The following is a 19377-nucleotide window of genomic DNA, read 5'->3' on the forward strand; positions in this document are numbered from 1 at the left end:
GTGACTGCCTCCATGGCTGGCAGGGATAAAACGGAAAGGTGGCCTAAAGCCATGCTTCCTCTATATAAGAAACAAGCATCATGACCAAACGTAAAGGCATTATTCTGGCCGGCGGTTCAGGCACCCGTCTCTATCCGGTAACCATGGCAGTGAGCAAGCAGCTGTTGCCTATCTATGACAAGCCGATGATCTACTATCCTCTCAGCACCCTGATGCTGGCGGGAATTCGCGATATTTTGATCATCAGCACGCCGCAAGATACCCCCCGTTTTGAGCAACTGCTAGGTGATGGCAGTCAGTGGGGCCTGAGTTTGCAATACAAGGTTCAACCAAGCCCGGACGGGTTGGCACAAGCCTTTATTCTGGGTGCAGAGTTTATCGGTTCAGACCCCTGTGCACTGGTGTTGGGGGACAACATCTTCTACGGCCACGACTTGCAGAAACAGTTGGAGGCGGCAGTGGCCAAAGAGAGCGGTGCTACCGTCTTTGCCTACCATGTGCATGACCCCGAGCGTTATGGGGTGGTTGAATTTGATAAAGAGGGCACCGCGATCTCTCTGGAGGAGAAGCCACTGGAGCCCAAGAGCAACTATGCGGTAACCGGCCTCTATTTCTACGACAACAGCGTGGTCAAGATCGCCAAGAGTCTGACGCCGTCGCCCCGTGGCGAGCTGGAGATAACCGATGTAAACCGTATCTACCTGGAACAAGGTAATCTGTCGGTGGCCATGATGGGCCGTGGTTATGCTTGGCTTGATACCGGTACCCACGAGAGCATGATTGAAGCGAGCAACTTTATTCAGACCATCGAGACTCGTCAGGGGTTGAAAGTCGCTTGTCCTGAAGAGATCGCCTATCGCAAGAAATTCATTGATGCAGAGCAAGTAAAAACGTTGGCGACACCACTTGCGAAAAATGCTTATGGACAATACCTGTTAAAGATGGTTTCGAAAGTATGAGTTGGAGTTAAGGGTGTGCACCCGTTCCTGCAAAATAAACTAAATAAAATATGGATATGAAGATGAATGTAATCGATACCACGATACCTGATGTACTTATTTTTGAGCCAAAAATATTTGGTGATGAGCGTGGCTTTTTCTTTGAGAGTTTCAACCATAAACTGTTCGAAGAAGCAGTAGGATACCCTGTTACTTTTGTTCAAGATAATCATTCTAAATCCTCGAAAAACGTGTTGCGTGGACTGCATTATCAATCATCACCACACGCCCAGGGAAAGCTGGTGCGATGTGTTGTGGGAGAAGTATTTGATGTAGCAGTGGATATTCGTGAAAATTCGCCGACCTTTGGAAAATGGGTCGGTGTTCATCTATCAGCTGAGAATAAGCGGCAATTGTGGATTCCGAAAGGGTTCGCCCATGGTTTTATAACTAGAACAGAAACAGCAGAAGTTTTATATAAAGCAACCAATTATTATAGACCTGATTTTGAACATACAATATGTTGGAATGACCAGCAACTAGGAATAGAGTGGGAGAGTGATATGCTCCCTATATTATCTCTTAAAGATAAAAATGCAAAGCCATTTATGGCAGCTAAACATTTCTGAAAATCATATCAACACATTAAATACATTATGGTGTATCTATGACTGTCTTAATTCCTGCTATTATGTGTGGTGGAAGCGGTTCAAGATTATGGCCTGTTTCACGTGAACAACATCCCAAGCCATTCATTAAACTATCGGATAATCAAAGTTTTTTACAAAAAGCATTTTTACGTGGAGCAAAATTATCAGATGTCAGTGAAGTATTAACTATTACTAATCGAGACCTTTATTTCAAAACACTAGATTCATTTAAAGAAGTTAATAGTAATGAAATTCAGACTTCATTTATTCTTGAACCTTATGGCCGTAACACTGCAGCAGCAGTAGCATCTGCAGCAATTTATGCTCGCGATACATATGGCGATGATGCGGTCTTGTTGGTCTTGGCTGCTGATCACTTGATCACAGAGCAAGTTGCATTCGATGATGCTGTTTCCTGCGCTATTGAATTAGCAAAAGCAGGACGGTTAGTCACATTTGGTATTAAACCCACAATACCTGAAACAGGTTATGGTTACATTGAAGCTCTTGGTACAGAGGTTTTGCGCTTTGTTGAAAAGCCAACATTGGATAAGGCAATTGAGTACGTTGAAAGCGGTCGCTTCTTCTGGAATTCAGGTATGTTTTGCTTTAAAGCAAGTACAATGATTGCAGAGATGGACTTGCATTGTCCGGAAGTATTGATAGCAACAAAAGCTTGCCTTGACAAGTCCGATTCGGTTCAAAGTAAAAAGGTCAAGCATATTGATCTGGACCCTGACACATTTATCCATGTTCCAGACATCTCGATAGATTATGCCGTGATGGAAAAATCAGGAAATGTTTCAGTAGTTCCATGTGACATAGGCTGGAGTGATATTGGGTCTTGGGCTGCAATAAGTGAACTACATCAAGCTGATGACGATGGAAACACCGTTCAGGGGCATGCAATTTTACATGCTACCTCAAATTGTTATATTTCGAGCGAGGATCGGGTTATTGGTGCTGTAGGTGTAGAAAACCTAGTAATTGTTGATACTGCTGATGCTCTATTGGTCGCTCACAAAGAAAGTAGTCAGGATGTAAAATTAATTTATAATCACCTTAAGACGATAAATAATGATGCATATAAAATACATCGTACAGTCTATTGTCCATGGGGACGTTATACGTTACTTGAGGTGGGAGAGCGTTTTAAAATAAAAAGACTTGAAGTTAAACCTGGGGCTAGCTTAACGATGCAAATGCATCATCATAGAAATGAACACTGGGTGGTATTATCTGGTGTTGCAGAGGTTTTCTATGAAGATCAAATTGCCTTGCTAACTGCTAACCAATCTACATATATTCCTGCTGGGCATCGTCACCAATTAAAAAATCCAGGTCTCATCGATTTAGTTATGCTAGAGGTGCAAACGGGTGAATATTTAGGTGAAGATGACATCATTGATTATTGAAAAGGAATTTAATTTAGGGGGCATCATGAATCTTACCTGTTTTAAAGCTTACGATATTCGCGGCAAACTGGGTGATGAGCTGAACACTGAGATTGCATACCGTATTGGCCGTGCAACTGCACAGTATCTAAATGCAACGACAATTGCTGTTGGAGGCGATGTTAGGCTCACGAGCGAAAGCCTAAAGCAAGCACTTGCAAGAGGGATTCTTGATGCCGGTTGTGATGTCATCGACTTAGGGACTACGGGGACTGAAGAAACCTATTTTGCAGCATTTACGTTAGACATTGATGGTGCTATAGAAGTGACGGCCAGTCATAATCCTATGGATTACAATGGCATGAAACTGGTTGGTCGTGATGCTTGTCCAATTAGTGGTGATAGTGGTTTGAATGATATTCGAGCATTGGCTGAAAAGGGTGACTTCATTGCATCCTCCCGGCAAGGAACATTGATTAAAAAATCGATACTAGATGCTTATGTCGATCATTTGCTGACGTATATAAAGCCGCATCAATTACGTCCACTCAAGCTAGTTGTGAATGCCGGTAACGGGGCGGCAGGGCATGTGCTTGATGTCATCGAGCGACGTTTCAATACCCTCAATGTTCCTGTTGAGTTTATAAAAATTCATCATGAGGAAGATGGTAACTTTCCCAATGGTATTCCTAACCCATTGCTTCCTGAAAATAGAAGTGCTACATCGGAAGCGGTAAAGTTCTATCATGCTGATATGGGTATTGCTTGGGATGGTGATTTTGATCGCTGTTTTCTGTTTGATGAAAATGGTGATTTCATCGAAGGATACTATATTGTTGGATTATTAGCAGAGGCATTTTTAGTAGATAATCCTCATGAGAAAATCATTCATGATCCGCGCTTGACATGGAATACTATTGATATCGTTGAAAAGTCTGGTGGTACACCAGTACAAAGCAAAACTGGTCACGCATTTATTAAAGAACGGATGCGCAGTGAGAATGCAATATATGGTGGTGAAATGAGTGCCCATCACTATTTCCGTGACTTTGGTTACTGTGATAGCGGTATGATTCCTTGGTTACTAGTAATTAACTTGCTATCACTAAAAAAATCCACATTGTCTAGTTTAGTTGCTGAACGTGTTAAAGCCTATCCATGCAGTGGTGAGATAAATTATAGAGTTGATAATGCTCTTGAGATAATAAAGAAGCTGGAAGAGGTCTATGCGCCACTTGCTGTCAAGGTAGAATATGTAGATGGTCTTAGTATTGAAATGAATGATTGGCGATTTAATGTTCGCATTTCAAACACAGAACCATTACTAAGGCTTAATGTTGAAAGCAAAAACGATATAAGCAAGTTAACGTCTGGTTTGAATTCATTACATAAAATGATCAACAACTTATAAGGAGAGTACTAAAAATGTCCAAGAAAGTAGCGTTAATTACTGGGGTGACTGGTCAGGATGGTTCATATCTGGCTGAGTTTCTATTAGAGAAGGGGTATGAAGTCCATGGTATTAAGCGCCGCGCATCTCAGTTTAATACACAACGTGTAGACCACATTTATAAAGACCCTCATGAAGAGAACGTTGATTTTAAACTACATTATGGTGACTTAACGGATTCATCAAATCTAACGAGAATTATAGCCGAAGTTCAACCAGATGAAGTTTATAATCTTGGTGCTCAATCTCATGTCGCTGTTAGTTTTGATTCCCCAGAATATACTGCGGATGTTGATGCGATAGGTACTTTACGCTTATTGGAAGCTATTCGTTTCTTGGGACTGACAAAAAAAACTCGTTTTTATCAGGCATCGACATCCGAACTATACGGCCTCGTGCAAGAAATTCCGCAGCGAGAGACAACACCTTTTTATCCGCGCAGCCCTTATGCTGTTGCAAAAATGTATGCGTACTGGATTACGGTGAATTATCGTGAGGCATATGGTATGTATGCTTGTAATGGTATTTTGTTTAATCATGAGTCACCCCGTCGTGGAGAAACATTTGTCACTAGAAAAATTACTCGAGGTTTGTCAAATATTGCTCAAGGCCTCGAAAAGTGCCTGTATATGGGAAACATGGACTCATTGCGTGATTGGGGACATGCAAGAGACTATGTCAAGATGCAATGGATGATGTTGCAACAAGAGCAGCCAGAGGACTTTGTCATTGCAACTGGAGTGCAATATAGTGTCCGTGAATTTATAAAAATGGCCGCTGCTGAGTTAGGTATTGAATTGAACTTTGTTGGAAGCGGCGTCGAGGAAAAAGCTGTCGTTTCGGCGATTTATGGAGATAAGGCGCCGGCATTGAAGGTCGGTGATATTATCGTATGTGTTGATCCACGTTATTTCAGACCGGCCGAGGTAGAGACTCTTCTTGGTGACCCATCTAATGCAAAAAATAAGCTGGGTTGGGAGCCGGAAACGACACTCGCAGAAATGGTAAGTGAGATGGTTGCATATGATTTGCAGCAAGCTCGCCAGCATGCCTTGCTGAAATCTCATGGCTTTGATGTTAATGTCAGTGTGGAGTGACTATGATTCCAGTATATCAACCAAGATTATCTGGTAATGAAAAAAAATATGTTAATGAATGCCTTGATTCAACATGGATCTCTTCAAAAGGTGAGTTTATTAACAGATTTGAATCTGCATTTTCAAAGTATATTGGTGCAGAAAATTGTACAACAGTGAGTAATGGTACTGTAGCACTTCATTTGGCGTTGGCTGCTTTAGGTATTGGTCCTGGTGATGAGGTTATTGTTCCTTCATTCACATATATTGCCTCAGTGAATACAATCATTCAGACCGGTGCAAAAGCAGTCTATGTTGACTCGCTACCAGATACATGGAACATCGATGTCAATGATGTAATAGCAAAAATCACAACAAAGACCAAGGCTGTCATGGCTGTGCATCTTTATGGTTTACCATGTGATATGGATGCGTTAGTCGATGTTTGTAAGAAACATAACTTGTTTTTGATAGAAGACTGTGCGGAGGCGTTCGGTACTCTTTATAAGAATAAGCATGTTGGTACATTTGGTGATGTGGCAACATTCAGTTTCTTTGGAAATAAGACAATAACTACCGGCGAAGGTGGCATGGTTGTTTCAAAGGATAAAAATGTCCATGACTTGGCATGCCACTTGAAGAGCCAAGGTGTTTCGAAGGTTAAAGAGTATTGGCATGATGCGTTGGCATTTAATTATCGCATGACAAATATATGTGCTGCGATTGGCCTGGCACAATTAGAGCAAGCAGACGAGATAATTGCAAAAAAAAGAGAGATTGCCAGTTGGTATCAGCGTCGATTAAACCATTTGCCGATAACATTCCACAAAGAGATTGAGAATACCAGGCATTCATTTTGGATGTGCTCGATCCTAGTCGAGAATGCACAAGATAGAGACTTGCTCAGAACAGTTCTAAAGAGTCATGATGTTGAGACAAGGCCATTGTTTCCTTTAGCTAATACGATGCCACATGTATTTACGGAACATAAATTTCCTGTTGCTGAAGATATCAGCTCAAGAGGAATGAATTTACCAAGCTACCCTGAATTATTGGAAAAAGATGTTGATTATATCTGCAACGTAATTTCTGATTTTTATTTAAATAAGTAATGTTAAATAAATAACCCTTCATCTTTCGTTGGTGAAGGGTTATTTTAAGTTGGTGGGAGTTTTATGAGTCTTTCTTATGTTAGGGGTATTTGGGATGCTAGATATTTTTGGCAGCATCTCGCTTTATCGGATCTACGCTCTCGTTGGCGGCGGTCTTTTTTCGGTGTATTATGGTCATTTATTCAACCTTTAGGTATGACATTATTAATATCTATAGTTTTTAGTAAAATGTTTAATACGGACATAGTGACGTATGCACCCTATATTTTGTCAGGAATTATAGTCTGGGATTTTGTAGTAGCCAATACCATTGGTGGTTCACTTGCGTTTGTGCAAGCAGATGCCTACATTAAACAATGCAAGCATCCATTAGCAATATATACATTACGAACTGTTTTGAGCAGCATTATAGTACTTGCACTTGCCAGTTTGGCTCTATTTGCTTGGTCAATAGTTGTATTGCCACAAAATATAAATATAACCTGGCTAGCCACCTTAACTGTTTTCCCAATATTGGCACTTATAGCATGGCCATTATCAACATTGCTAGCCTATATCGGGGTTAGATTTAGAGATGTACCACATGCGATGGGATTAGTCATGCAAGCGATATGGTTTATCTCTCCGGTATATTTCGAAGAACGTATGTTCCGTTCTGGCGGATTGGATTGGTTAGTCGATTACAATCCTGTGTATCATGTATTGCAAATTATAAGAGCACCACTACTAAAAGGTGAATGGCCGAGTCTGGAGAACTATACATTTAGTCTAATAACTGCTGCTTTCCTATTTTTGCTTGCGTGGCTGATTGGCCGAAATGCAGAGAAAAAAGTGATCTTCTACCTATGAAAAAGAATAAAATTAAACTTGAGAGTGTTAACCTTCATTATGCATCAGTAGCTTACAAAGAGCGGTCACTAAAGTCTCTTTTCTCTGCTGCTTTTAAAAAAGGAAAAGCAGAGCGTTCTGTCTCTGATATTCATGCATTAAAAAATATTACGCTAGAAATAAATAATGGAGAGAGGGTCGGGCTCTTAGGGCATAATGGTGCAGGAAAAAGTACATTTCTTAAAACGGTGGCAGGTCTCTATCCTATATCTAGTGGTAAATTAATTGTTGAAGGGCAAGTTCGTTCTCTTTTTGATTTGAGTCTAGGTTTTGAACCTGATGCAACAGGCCGAGAGAATATTCTCTATCGTGGTCTTCTGCTTGGCCTCTCTCCGACTTTTATGAAAGAGAAAGAAAATGAGATCGTAGAGTTTGCTGGTTTGGGTGAGTTTATTGATTATCCAATTAAAACTTACTCTGCAGGCATGCAGGTAAGACTAGCATTTGCCATATCAACAACTGTAGGAGGTGATATATTACTCCTTGATGAGGTTATAGGTGCGGGTGATGCAAACTTTATGGCCAAAGCTAAAAGCAGAATATCTCAACTTATTGAAAATGCAGAAATTTTGATTCTAGCATCTCATGATTTTGGTGCGTTGAAAGAAATTTGTCATAGAGGAGTAGTATTTCATCATGGAGAGATTGTGTTCGATGGTGATATGCCCAATGCAATTGAATACTATAGATCTATAAATGGACTGTTTTTATGACTTTTGATAGTCAAGGTTATGGGTGTCATGTAATGGAAAGTGAAGTTAAGCCAGCATACTTGATTAAACCGTTAAGGGTTGCAGTTATTGTACCTATCCCATACAGAGGAGGGAGTTTAAGAGCTGCAAAGTTACTTGTAGAGGCGTTTTATCTTGGAAGCAAAGCTGATAAAGATAATGTTGAGATTATTTTTCTTCATCCTGATCTTGAATATCTTGAAGCGGAAGGTGAGCTTGATGACTTACCAAGGTCAACAGTAAAGCGCTCATTTAAATGGATGACTATATCTCCCGCTGAAGCTAGAAGAGCTATGTGTTATAGTGGAAATGCTACATGGGAGCCTGATAATTGTGATTATTTTGTGCCAAACGATGGGATTCAGAATTTATGTGATTGCGATGTTTGGGTAATCGTGTCTGACCGATTGGAACATCCCATACTTCCTATTAGACCAGTTGTTGCAGTTATCTACGATTATTTACAGCGTTATCGAAAAATCATCAATGAAGATATTAATATGTCATTCTTATCTGTTGCGAGACGAGCTGATAAGGTTATTGTTACCACAAAATTCACTTATGATGATGCTCTTCAGTATGCTGGATTAGATAAGTCAAAGTTGAGCCTACTTCCTATGTTGGCACCAGATTTCTCGTCTTCTGTTGAACTTATTGACATTCATGATAAGTATTTTGTATGGACAACTAATAAAGCCATTCATAAAAATCATCTAAATGCAGTTAGAGCTTTGAAGCATTATTATGAGGTTCTTGGTGGTAATTTAAAATGTATAGTTACAGGTGTGGACTCTCATGCGGTGTTCGAATCGGATCCTTCCAATTTTAACGCAGATATTTTGAGAGTACTGTCATCATCATTATTATTGTCACAAAATTTAGTTTTAAAGGGTGAGCTTTCGACATCTGCATACAAGAAGCTTTTAGCGAATGCTGAGTTTTTATGGCATCCAGCTTCTATTGATAATGGGACATTTTCTGTTATAGAGGCTGCATATTTGAAAACGCCGGGGCTTTCTAGCAATTATCCTGCAATGAGAGAAATTAATGAGCAGTTCAATCTTTCCTTGAAATGGATGGACTCATCGGATCCATATGATATGGCAGATAAGTTGCTTTTTATGCAAGAAAATGCGGCCAAAATTACGTTGCCGTCTGGTGATGAATTAATGCGGAATAATGTGGCTAACTATTCGGAGTGCTATTGGCTTGCAATTAAGGAACTATTAAAGTGATGAAGAAAAACTATGGTATTTTTTTGTCGTATGCACCAAATGTGGATTTGAGAAGTGAAGGTCTAGGGCGCTATTTGGCTTCGTTTATGAAGGGAGCTATCTCTCGAAATGAAGTGCAGTTTACAATAGTGTGTCCTAGTTGGTCAAAAAGTGGTTTATATGCATTATTTGAAAGTGAAAATGTTCCATTAGATAAGTTTGTTATTCAGTCGCCAGATTCGAAGCCATTAATATTGTCTATTTACGAGAAGTATATTTCATATAAAAAGAATCGAAGAAATAAATATAGAATTCTGTCAAACGCAAAGGAATATCTACGTCATCTTACTGATCGGTATTTAAACCGGGTTGAATCTTATCTGATATCCGCCGTTTCTCTTCGGGATATTATTCCAATACTTTTTGAAGTTGCGATTATTGGCATTCTTTTAATAGGTTTGGCTCCTGTATTCATAGCTCTTCTTATGTTTGTCGCGTTGCTTATTAAAATATCAAGTGTAGTTAAGGGAACATTACTTAAATTCTTCATAAAGTATTTGATACGAATGTCCAGTATAATATCATCACCCAAAAACGATGGGCTAGTGATAAGTCTATACAATAAACTTGAAGCCGCTGAGTCTAAAAGGATGCTAAATCTGGTTGACTCATTGAGCGATATATCTGCTTGGTATTGCCCTACTGCCTTTTGGCCTGAATTTAATAAAATACATGCACCTCGTTTGCTATGTGTGCCTGATGTTGTCTTGACGGAGTTTCCAGTCGGATTTTGCAATGTTGGAGGAGAGCGTTTTCTTCAAACGTTCAGAAAAATTGAGTCAACTATTCGTGATGGAGATCATTTTGTTACCTATAGTAATAAAGTTAAATGGGATACTTTAGTTGAACGTTATAAAGTAAACCCTGCTCACATATCAGTGATTCATCATGCTCCAAACACGCTAGACAGGACTATCTCACCTGATGGTAAAAGTCTTCAATGTGAAGAAGTTAATTTGCAGGCTCGTTCAGACTTTATGAATGCGCTTAAAAAATCTAATAAAACTAGGTATATATCTGGTTTTAGTAATGATGAGGTGAAATTTATATTTTATGCGAGTCAGACTAGACCTAATAAAAATATGCTAAGCCTTTTTAAGGCATATAATTATTTATTAAGAGAGCGTTTTTTATCATGTAAGTTGATTGTGACAGGGAGTCAGAGTGAGATATCAGAAATAGCTACATTTATCAAAGAACAGGAATTAGAGTTGGATGTTCTGTTTTTGCATGGCTTGTCTGTTCCAGAATTAGCTGCTTGTTATCATCTTGCTGAACTAGCTGTCAATCCAAGTCTAAGTGAAGGTGGGTGTCCATTTACATTTACTGAGGCGTTATCTGTTAATACTCCAGTTGTTATGGCACGTATTCCTGTAACTGAAGAAATTCTTACTGACCCTGAGTTACAGGAAATGACATTTTTTGATCCATATGATTGGAGAGATATGGCTAAGAGAATAGAATGGGCACTCCACCATAAGGACATCTTACTACGAAAACAGTTGCAGATATACGATCAGTTATCAATGCGTACATGGTCTGATGTTGTAAATGAGCATATCGATATACTTGAGCGTATTAGTTGCTTGGAGAAATAATGTGGTAGATTCAAAGAAGTTGGCCATTTTAGGATGTGGTGGACATGCAAGAAGTGTGGCTGATGTAGCATTATCGTTAGGATTTTCAACGTTATGCTTTATTGATGATAATGCAAAACCTGGCGAGAGTATTTTGGGTTATCCAGTTTTTCCTTCATGGGATGTAATCTCTCCCGATGAGTGGATTTTTTTTTCTGCAGTAGGTGATAATCATAAAAGAAAGTTACAGTTAGAGATATTGGGGAAAATGGGGTGGCAAGTTGCCACCTTGATTTCTGCCACAGCCACGATTGGTATTAACTCTATCATAGGTAAAGGAACATTCGTCGGTCATCATGGGCACATTGGTCCTTCAGTTAAAATTGGTGAGGGATGCATTATCAATTCAGGTGCAATAATTGAACATGACGTCTGTGTTGATGAATTTACGCATGTATCGGTCAACAGTACAGTGGCAGGTTCAGTTAATATTGGGACGTTATGTTTTATAGGTGCTGGCGCGACTATAATCAACAATATTACTGTTCGCGACGAGATTACTGTTGGTGCAGGTGCGTGTGTTGTAAACACTATAGATCAGCCCGGAATTTATGTGGGTGTGCCAGCAAAGAAATATAAATAACATCTTGGGGCGAGATATGCATCTTACGGATGATGATTTTTTAAAAACAATAAAAAACACCCCCTTAATCTCGATTGATCTGGTGATTTCTGATAGTTCAGGGCGATATCTTCTCGGTCTCAGAAGAAATAGACCTGCAGCCGATCATTGGTTTGTTTTGGGGGGCAGGATAAAAAAGGGAGAAGCTATATTAGATGCCTTTAAAAGAGTTGCTGAGAATGAGCTTGGTGTGACGTTACAGAGTTCGAAAGCTAAATTTATTGGAGTCTACGAGCATTTTTATAAAGATTCTTTTTATGACGTTATGACTCCAACTCACTATGTTGTTTTAGCGTATTCAATAGAACTAGACCATGATATAAATTCATTCTCTGTTGCTCAGCATTCAAAGTATAAATGGTTTGATATAGTAGACCTTCTTGCATCACCAGATGTTCATCAATACACAAAGAACTATTTTTTAGATAAGGGCTTGGAAGATAATGAAAATTCTTCATTTTTTTAAAACATATTATCCAGATGCTTACGGTGGTGTGCAACAAGTCATATATCAGCTTGCGGAAGGTGCAGTAAAAAGAGGGCATGAGGTCGATGTATTATGTTTAAGTGCTGAGAATGCTGGTCGAAATTTTAACATCGCTAATCATAGTGTGCATGCTGCAAAAGAAGATTTTTATATAGCTTCGACTGGTTTTTCATGGTCTGCGATTGTCGAATTCAGGCGACTGGCTGAGAAAGCTGATATTATTCATTATCATTTTCCGTGGCCCTATATGGATCTCGTTCATTTTTGGGTTAATCCTAAAAAGCCGACAGTGGTCAGTTACCATTCTGACATTGTCAAACAAAAATACCTGCTACAACTTTATAAGCCATTGATGATGTCTTTTCTAAATAAAGTTGATGCTGTGGTCGCTTCTTCACCCAATTATGTCAAGACCAGCCCTGTTCTCTCTAGCCTAAAAAAGGATGTTGAGGTGATACCATTCGGTCTGGAAAAGGTATCTCCAAGTTATGCAGAACTATCGTTATCGAATAAATGGAATGATAAAATAAAAGGGCGTTTTTTTCTTTTTATCGGATTTTTACGATATTATAAGGGGTTGTCATTTGTCCTTGATGCTATGCGTGGACTTGATTATCCTTTGATAATAATTGGTGAAGGCCCATGTGAAAAGGAGTTGAAGTCTCAGGCGGATAAGTTAGGATTAAAAAATACGTTGTTTGTTGGTCCAGTAAGTGACGCTGAAAAAAATATTTTACTGGAGTTATGTTACGCTGTGGTATTTCCATCTCATCTGCGTTCTGAAGCGTTTGGTATGACTTTGTTAGAGGCATCAATGTATGGTAAGCCAATGATTACTTGCGAAATTGGTACAGGCACTACATATATAAATCTGCATGGTGAAACCGGCTTGGCAGTTGAGCCAGCAAATAGTGAGGCTCTCTCATCTGCAATGAAAAAGTTATGGGATGATCAAGATGAAGCTGAGCGTATGGGGAAAAATGCAAAGGCTAGATTTGAACATAACTTTACTGCCGACGTCATGATTGATAAATATATGACGTTATATGAAAAGGTTATCTCAAATTATTATTCATCTTGAAATGCCTATCTCAAACTGTATGTCCATACCTAGAATTCTTGTCACAGGTGCCAACGGATTTGTAGGCAAGGCGGTCTGTGAACACTTGCTGGCTCTGGGGGCGAATGTTAAAGGAGCGGTGCGAAGTCACCCGCTGGCTTCTTACCATCTTCATGCTCCCTCTCTGACTGCGGATGCCAACTGGACAGCCCAATTGCAACAGGTGGATGTGGTTGTTCACTGTGCTGCCAGGGTGCACGTGATGTCGGATACCGCGACAGATCCCCTGGCAGCATTTCGAGCGGTGAATACAGAGGGCACCCTAACGCTTGCTCGACAAGCGGCTGAGGCTGGGGTGAAGCGCTTCATCTTTATCAGTTCGATAAAAGTGAATGGCGAGCAGACCGAGCCTGGCAAGCCATTTGATGAGAATGTGCAAAGTCCGCCAGAAGATCCCTATGGACGCTCGAAGTATGAGGCGGAACAGGGGCTGATGGCACTCGCGAAAGAGTGTGGTATGGCTGTAACCATCATTCGTCCTCCTCTTATCTATGGAGAAGGAGTGAAGGCTAACTTTGCCAGCATGATGACCTGGGTGCGCAAAGGGATCCCGCTCCCTTTTGCCCGTTTGACCAATGCGCGTAGCCTGTTGGCGTTACCTAATCTGTGTGACTTTATTGCCCATGCGATGGCGCACCCGGCTGCAGTGAATCAGGTCTTTTTAGTCGCAGATCCTGTCGCAGTGTCGACGTCTCAGTTGTTGGCGGCGATTGCAGAAGCAGAAGGCGTTAGCTGTCGGCTCTTTTATCTCCCACCAGGAGTAATAAGAGGGCTTGGACGCTGTTTGGGGATTGATGCCAAGCTACAACGGATTTATGGCTCTCTGGAAATGAATACCCGCAAGGCTCAGAGCCGATTACAATGGTCGGCACCCTATTCGCTCTCTCAGACCTTATCTCTGATGGCGTCAATCCATAGTGAGTCGTCTTGATGCTGGCATTTGTTTTGTTGTCGATATTTTGTCTTTTTCTTTCAATTACCATGACCGGCCTGCTCAGGCGCTACGCCCAGACCCGCTTGCTTGACCAACCCAATCATCGCAGTTCGCATCAGGTGCCTACCCCGAGAGGCGGTGGCATGGCTATCGTGGCGACCTTTCTGCTGGCAGCCCCGTTGTTTGTTACCCTGATCCCACTGCCCGCCGGCATATCCCAGAGCAGCTTTGCATTGATATGGGCTGCGGCGCTGGGCATTGCATTGGTTGGTTTTATCGATGACCACATCTCTCTCAAGCCTCGAACCCGCCTGATTGTGCAGAGCATGGCGGCCGCTTTGGTGGTTTCTGCGGTTAATGGTTTGCCAGCGCTGACCTTCTTTGGTTGGCAGCTCGATCTGGCCTGGTTTGGTTACCTGCTGGTCTGGCTGGGGGTGATCTGGTTTATCAATCTCTACAACTTTATGGATGGCATCGATGGCTTGGCGGCAGGTGAAGCCGTTGTCGTCTGTCTGTTCATGACGTTATTTCACTATCTGGTTGGGGGGGAGTGGTCGTCTGCCAGTTTGATCCTGCTACTGGGGATTTCGGCGGCTGGCTTCTTGTGCTGGAATTTTCCGCCCGCCAGGATCTTTATGGGGGATGGTGGCAGCGGTTTTCTTGGCTTGATGCTGGCTTCCCTGATGCTGCTGGATGCCGCTTCTGCGCCTCAATTCCTGTGGGCATGGCTCGTCATGCTCGGAGTCTTTGTGGTTGATGCGACCTGGACGTTACTGAATCGCTATCGTCTGAAATGTCGTCTGAGCGAGGCGCATCGTACTCATGGCTATCAATATCTGGCGAGACGTTGGCAAAGTCATCGAAACGTGACCTTGGCTGTGCTTGTTTTAAATAGCCTCTGGCTTGCGCCGATCGCTGTCATGATTGTATTGGGCCAGCTCGATGGTGTGATCGGTCTGGTCATTGCCTACTTGCCGTTAGCCTTTCTTGCGTATCACCTGAATGCAGGAGTACCAGAATGAGAAATGAGCTTTTACCCGGAGGGGGCTGGCTACTGAGTTGCCTGGGCTCCCTATCACGAGCCAGTAAGCGTGTCATCTCTGTCGCCGTTGATATGCTCTTGATCACCATGACCTATTGGGGAGCGTACTGGATCCGGCTTGAACATAACTGGCCCATCGATAGCCCTCATCACTGGGCACTCCTTGGCGCAATTATCGTTGTCAGCATCAGTTTGTTTGTACGGCTGGGGCTCTATCGCGCAGTACTCCGATATGTCAGCTTTCGGGTCTTATGGACAATCTCGCTAGGCGCATTTCTTTCAACCTGTTTCTTTGTTCTCTCTGCATTTTACTTTGATATCTTTCTGCCCAGAACGGTATCTGTTATCTATCTCTCCTTTTTGGTGCTGCTGGTCGGTGGTGTGCGGCTGTTTTTCCGGGCGCTGCTCAATACCACCCGTCTGGCTCGTACCCAGGTGTTGATCTATGGCGCGGGTTCTTCGGGTCGACAGCTTCAAATGGCCTTGTTGCAAGGTAATGAGTTTTATCCCGTCGCCTTTATTGATGACGATCCCGCCAAACAGGGATGCGTGATCCAGGGCTGTACCGTTTATCACAGTGCTCAGTTGCCAGCCCTGATTGACCACCATGGGGTACAGAAGATCTTGCTGGCTATGCCGAGCAGCACCAGAGCGCGTCGTCAGGAGGTGATCAATGCACTTGAGCCCCTCTCTTGCGAAGTACTCTCTATCCCGGGAATGGCCGATCTGGTCAATGGCTCGGCTCGCATAGATCAGCTCAATGAGGTTTCCATCGACGATCTGTTGGGCAGAGATCCGGTAGAGCCGGTGACAAAATTAATGGAAGCCAATATCACAGGCAAAGCGGTCATGGTAACCGGTGCCGGTGGCTCCATTGGTTCTGAGTTATGTCGCCAGATCTTGCGGTGCCGACCGTCCACCTTGGTTCTGTTCGAGCTATCTGAATATGCTCTCTATGCCTTAAATAAGAATCTGCGTGAACAGTGTCAGCGCGAGCAGATCGAAACAGAGCTGGTGCCGTTATTGGGTTCAGTACAGCGCCAGCATCGTCTAAAAACGGTGATGCAGAGCTTCAGGATCCAGACCGTCTACCATACCGCGGCTTACAAACATGTCCCGCTGGTCGAGTTCAATATCATTGAAGGAGTACGTAACAACGTATTCGGCACTCTTTATGCGGCACAGGCGGCCATTGAGGCAGGGGTGGAAACATTTGTGCTGATCTCTACCGATAAAGCCGTGCGGCCAACCAATACCATGGGGGCCAGCAAGCGTCTGGCCGAATTGATCTTGCAAGCCTTGACCCGCGAGAAGCACAGCACCCGTTTTTGTATGGTGCGCTTTGGCAATGTTCTTGGATCTTCCGGCTCAGTGGTGCCGTTATTCAGACAGCAGATAGATAAGGGGGGGCCTATCACCCTGACTCACCCCGATATCATCCGTTACTTCATGACGATACCTGAGGCTGCCCAGTTGGTGATCCAGGCCGGCGCCATGGGGGAGGGGGGCGACGTCTTTGTGCTCGATATGGGGCAACCGGTACGGATCATGGAGCTGGCCAAGCGCATGATACGCCTCAGCGGCCTGACACTGCGTGATGAGCAGCGTCCCGATGGTGATATCGCCATAGAGGTGACGGGGTTGCGGCCGGGCGAAAAGCTCTACGAAGAGTTACTGATTGGTGATGATGCCAGAGGAACCGAACACCCCAGGATCATGGTGGCACAAGAGAGCTGGCTGCCCTGGTCCCGACTGCGCCCCTTGCTGGCCTCGCTGGATGATGCTTGTCACCGTTTTGATCAACAGCAAGTGCGCGAGATCCTGATGCATGCTCCTGCTGCATTCGAACCGACGGATGGTATCTGTGATCTGGTGTGGCTAGCGAAGCAGCATACAATAACGGAGAACATCGTGAAGCTACCAGTACACAATGTTAATTTTTTGCTGGCTAGAAATTGAGTTACCTGTTTCTATAATGAGGCAACTTGGATGCGATTAGGCCTGGTTGTGGCATTTTATCGAGAATATGCCGCAATTATTACTAATGTTAGTATTCTATTATTTGAAAAAATGGTGACCATTGGGTTGGTTTTTTTTTGCGAGGGGGTAATTAGTCATCTACTCGGTGTGTCATTATATGGGAAATGGCTATATTCGCTCAATGCCGTCATTTTATTGTCATCAGTTACATTGATTGCCGGCTCGGAAGTTGTTGTTCCGGCATTAGTTCGGCATCCTCATTTGCGTTGGAAGATACTATCTTCAGTATTTGTTTTTCGTCTACTTTTCGCTTTGGTTGCTTTGCTTGTCACATTAGTCTACGCAAATTTTATTGTCGCAGATCAAGATGTAAGATTAATGCTGATGCTATTGGCACTGGCGCTCATTTTTAATGAACCATTTTCAGTAATAGCCAATTACTATCAAGCTACCACAAATATAGGTATTGTTGTAGCGATTCGTCTTGCAATTTTATTATTAAGGGTGCTTTTGGTAAGCCTCGCTCTTTTACTTTCATCTTATTTCATCATCTATTCAAGCAGGGCAATAGAAGCAATGTTTTTAGCTATGTCACTGTGTTGTGTTATTTATTTTAGAGGTGGCATCTGGGACTGGCATAAAAAAGTGGCAGTGGTAATGTTAAGTCGAGGTGGGGCGCTCTGGGTCCCATTAATGCTTATGCTGATTTATATGAGAATTGATCGCTTTTTCATCGAGCATTACTTAGGGTATGAACAACTAGCCATGTATGGTGTAGCTAGTCAAATGCTAGAGCAGGGCGTACTTGTACTTGGTATAGTTGTGCAGTCTATAGCCCCAATGATGTTATATGGGCGCAGAGTAAAAAAAATACATACGGTCTGTTTAGGGCTGTTATTAGTTGCATGTATCTTGCAATTAATGGGTTGGTTATGGCTACATGAAATTGTCTATTTTATCTTTGGAAAAGATTATGAGTTAGCAGCAGAATTAGCCATTATGATGTTGCCTGCGCTTTCTTTTTTCGCTGTGGATAGCGTTTTAATGCAACGGTTATACCGTGACAAAAAATATTTTTTGATAATGTGCAAGTGGTTCTTTCTCTTAATTATAAGCATGTTCAACTATTGGTTGTTGCTAAAAGTATTTCGTTCCGGTGACATTTACATCGTTTACATAACTAATGCTTTTTTGATGATGGCTGCGACGATGTCGATATACTTCATTCATCAATATAAAGGTTGCTTGTGTAAGGTCGTGCAATGATAACAATAATGACGCCAACTTATAACAGAGCATATGTTTTACCAAGGTTGTATGACAGTTTGTGTCAGCAGACAAGGCGGGACTTTGAATGGCTTGTAATCGATGACGGTAGCACTGATGGTACCGCCGAGCTTATTTTTGATTATAGAGTTAAATCTGACTTTCCAATCAATTATTTTTATAAAGAAAATGGAGGGAAGCATCGCGCTATAAATGAAGGTGTGGTTCATGCGACCGGTGATTGGATTATCATTGTGGATAGTGATGACTTATTAACTGGTGATGCTGTTGCCAAGCTATATGATGTTATGAATCATATTGGCTCGGAATTTGTTGGGATGTGTTTTAGAAAAGCAACATTATCTGGTCATATGATTGGTATCTCCGACACCGCATGGAGCAAGTCAATGGTAATGCAGCCCATCATGGCAGGGCATATATTACAAGGTGACCTGGCTTATGTTTTTCGCACTAATGTTATGCGTGAGTTTCCTTTTCCTCAGTTCCCGGGCGAAAAGTTTGTACCAGAGTTATATATATGGAATAAAATTGCCGATATAGGTAAGATAGTTTTTTATGTAGACCAAGTAATATACTTGTGTGAATATCTTCCTGATGGCTACACCTCAAATTTTAAAAAAAATCTAAGAAGTAATCCATGTGGTTTTGGTTTGTTTTATCGAGACCAAGTGATCCGAGATACTCGATTGTTCGGCAAGGTCAAAGCATGTGTCAGAAGTCTCCAGTGCATTCTTTACTGTTGGTTGAAGAAATAG

The 19377-nt window shown here is 42.1% G+C and carries 18 protein-coding genes; all 18 read left to right on the forward strand.

The window, feature by feature from the left end:
- The first annotated feature begins 80 nt into the window (after positions 1-80).
- The 18 genes from rfbA (at position 81) to G5306_RS05170 (ending at position 19377) form a co-directional block, all read left to right on the forward strand.
- Positions 81-959, forward strand: a complete 879-nt coding sequence (rfbA, locus tag G5306_RS05085) for a glucose-1-phosphate thymidylyltransferase RfbA (RefSeq protein ID WP_216954298.1) — start codon at positions 81-83, stop codon at positions 957-959.
- Positions 960-1021: 62 nt separating this feature from the next.
- Entirely contained in the window at positions 1022-1567 is a 546-nt protein-coding gene (gene rfbC, locus G5306_RS05090; RefSeq protein WP_421312492.1) for a dTDP-4-dehydrorhamnose 3,5-epimerase, read from the forward strand.
- 38 nt (positions 1568-1605) lie between these two features.
- On the forward strand, positions 1606-3003 hold the full coding sequence (locus G5306_RS05095; RefSeq protein ID WP_108540002.1) for a mannose-1-phosphate guanylyltransferase/mannose-6-phosphate isomerase: 1398 nt from the start codon (positions 1606-1608) through the stop codon (positions 3001-3003).
- Positions 2984-4393 (forward strand): phosphomannomutase CpsG, encoded by a 1410-nt coding sequence (locus G5306_RS05100; RefSeq protein WP_302055988.1) that lies wholly within the window; start codon positions 2984-2986, stop codon positions 4391-4393. The genes G5306_RS05095 and G5306_RS05100 overlap by 20 nt, the downstream gene beginning before the upstream one ends.
- Positions 4394-4407: 14 nt before the next feature.
- A complete protein-coding gene (gene gmd, locus G5306_RS05105; RefSeq protein WP_108540000.1) occupies positions 4408-5529 on the forward strand; it encodes a GDP-mannose 4,6-dehydratase in 1122 nt (373 codons plus the stop codon).
- Positions 5530-5531: 2 nt separating this feature from the next.
- Positions 5532-6620, forward strand: a complete 1089-nt coding sequence (locus G5306_RS05110) for a DegT/DnrJ/EryC1/StrS family aminotransferase (protein WP_421208008.1) — start codon at positions 5532-5534, stop codon at positions 6618-6620.
- A gap of 63 nt (positions 6621-6683) precedes the next feature.
- A complete protein-coding gene (locus tag G5306_RS05115; RefSeq protein ID WP_213386863.1) occupies positions 6684-7469 on the forward strand; it encodes an ABC transporter permease in 786 nt (261 codons plus the stop codon).
- Positions 7466-8221, forward strand: a complete 756-nt coding sequence (locus tag G5306_RS05120; RefSeq protein ID WP_421312493.1) for an ABC transporter ATP-binding protein — start codon at positions 7466-7468, stop codon at positions 8219-8221. Before G5306_RS05115 ends, G5306_RS05120 begins: the two co-directional genes overlap by 4 nt.
- Positions 8218-9474 carry a glycosyltransferase gene (locus tag G5306_RS05125; RefSeq protein WP_421222168.1) on the forward strand — a complete coding sequence of 419 codons (1257 nt, stop codon included), beginning with the start codon at positions 8218-8220 and terminating at the stop codon, positions 9472-9474. The genes G5306_RS05120 and G5306_RS05125 overlap by 4 nt, the downstream gene beginning before the upstream one ends.
- Positions 9474-11111 carry a glycosyltransferase gene (locus tag G5306_RS05130; protein ID WP_421312541.1) on the forward strand — a complete coding sequence of 546 codons (1638 nt, stop codon included), beginning with the start codon at positions 9474-9476 and terminating at the stop codon, positions 11109-11111. The genes G5306_RS05125 and G5306_RS05130 overlap by 1 nt, the downstream gene beginning before the upstream one ends.
- Before the next feature lies 1 nt (position 11112).
- Positions 11113-11733, forward strand: coding sequence for an acetyltransferase (locus tag G5306_RS05135; RefSeq protein ID WP_421312494.1), 621 nt, complete (start codon positions 11113-11115; stop codon positions 11731-11733).
- A gap of 16 nt (positions 11734-11749) precedes the next feature.
- Positions 11750-12238, forward strand: a complete 489-nt coding sequence (locus tag G5306_RS05140) for a GDP-mannose mannosyl hydrolase (RefSeq protein ID WP_421255282.1) — start codon at positions 11750-11752, stop codon at positions 12236-12238.
- Complete coding sequence (locus G5306_RS05145; RefSeq protein WP_421208013.1) at positions 12216-13340, forward strand: glycosyltransferase family 4 protein; 1125 nt, start codon at positions 12216-12218, stop codon at positions 13338-13340. Before G5306_RS05140 ends, G5306_RS05145 begins: the two co-directional genes overlap by 23 nt.
- A 19-nt stretch (positions 13341-13359) precedes the next feature.
- Positions 13360-14310 (forward strand): UDP-glucose 4-epimerase family protein, encoded by a 951-nt coding sequence (locus tag G5306_RS05150; protein WP_421312542.1) that lies wholly within the window; start codon positions 13360-13362, stop codon positions 14308-14310.
- Positions 14310-15335 carry an MraY family glycosyltransferase gene (locus tag G5306_RS05155; RefSeq protein ID WP_216954282.1) on the forward strand — a complete coding sequence of 342 codons (1026 nt, stop codon included), beginning with the start codon at positions 14310-14312 and terminating at the stop codon, positions 15333-15335. Before G5306_RS05150 ends, G5306_RS05155 begins: the two co-directional genes overlap by 1 nt.
- Positions 15332-17314, forward strand: coding sequence for a polysaccharide biosynthesis protein (locus G5306_RS05160; RefSeq protein WP_421312495.1), 1983 nt, complete (start codon positions 15332-15334; stop codon positions 17312-17314). The genes G5306_RS05155 and G5306_RS05160 overlap by 4 nt, the downstream gene beginning before the upstream one ends.
- A gap of 30 nt (positions 17315-17344) precedes the next feature.
- On the forward strand, positions 17345-18601 hold the full coding sequence (locus tag G5306_RS05165; protein ID WP_421312496.1) for a lipopolysaccharide biosynthesis protein: 1257 nt from the start codon (positions 17345-17347) through the stop codon (positions 18599-18601).
- Positions 18602-18609: 8 nt separating this feature from the next.
- Positions 18610-19377, forward strand: coding sequence for a glycosyltransferase family A protein (locus tag G5306_RS05170; protein ID WP_421222175.1), 768 nt, complete (start codon positions 18610-18612; stop codon positions 19375-19377).

This window comes from Aeromonas sp. 603404 (assembly GCF_049171775.1).
Lineage (GTDB): Bacteria > Pseudomonadota > Gammaproteobacteria > Enterobacterales > Aeromonadaceae > Aeromonas > Aeromonas veronii_A.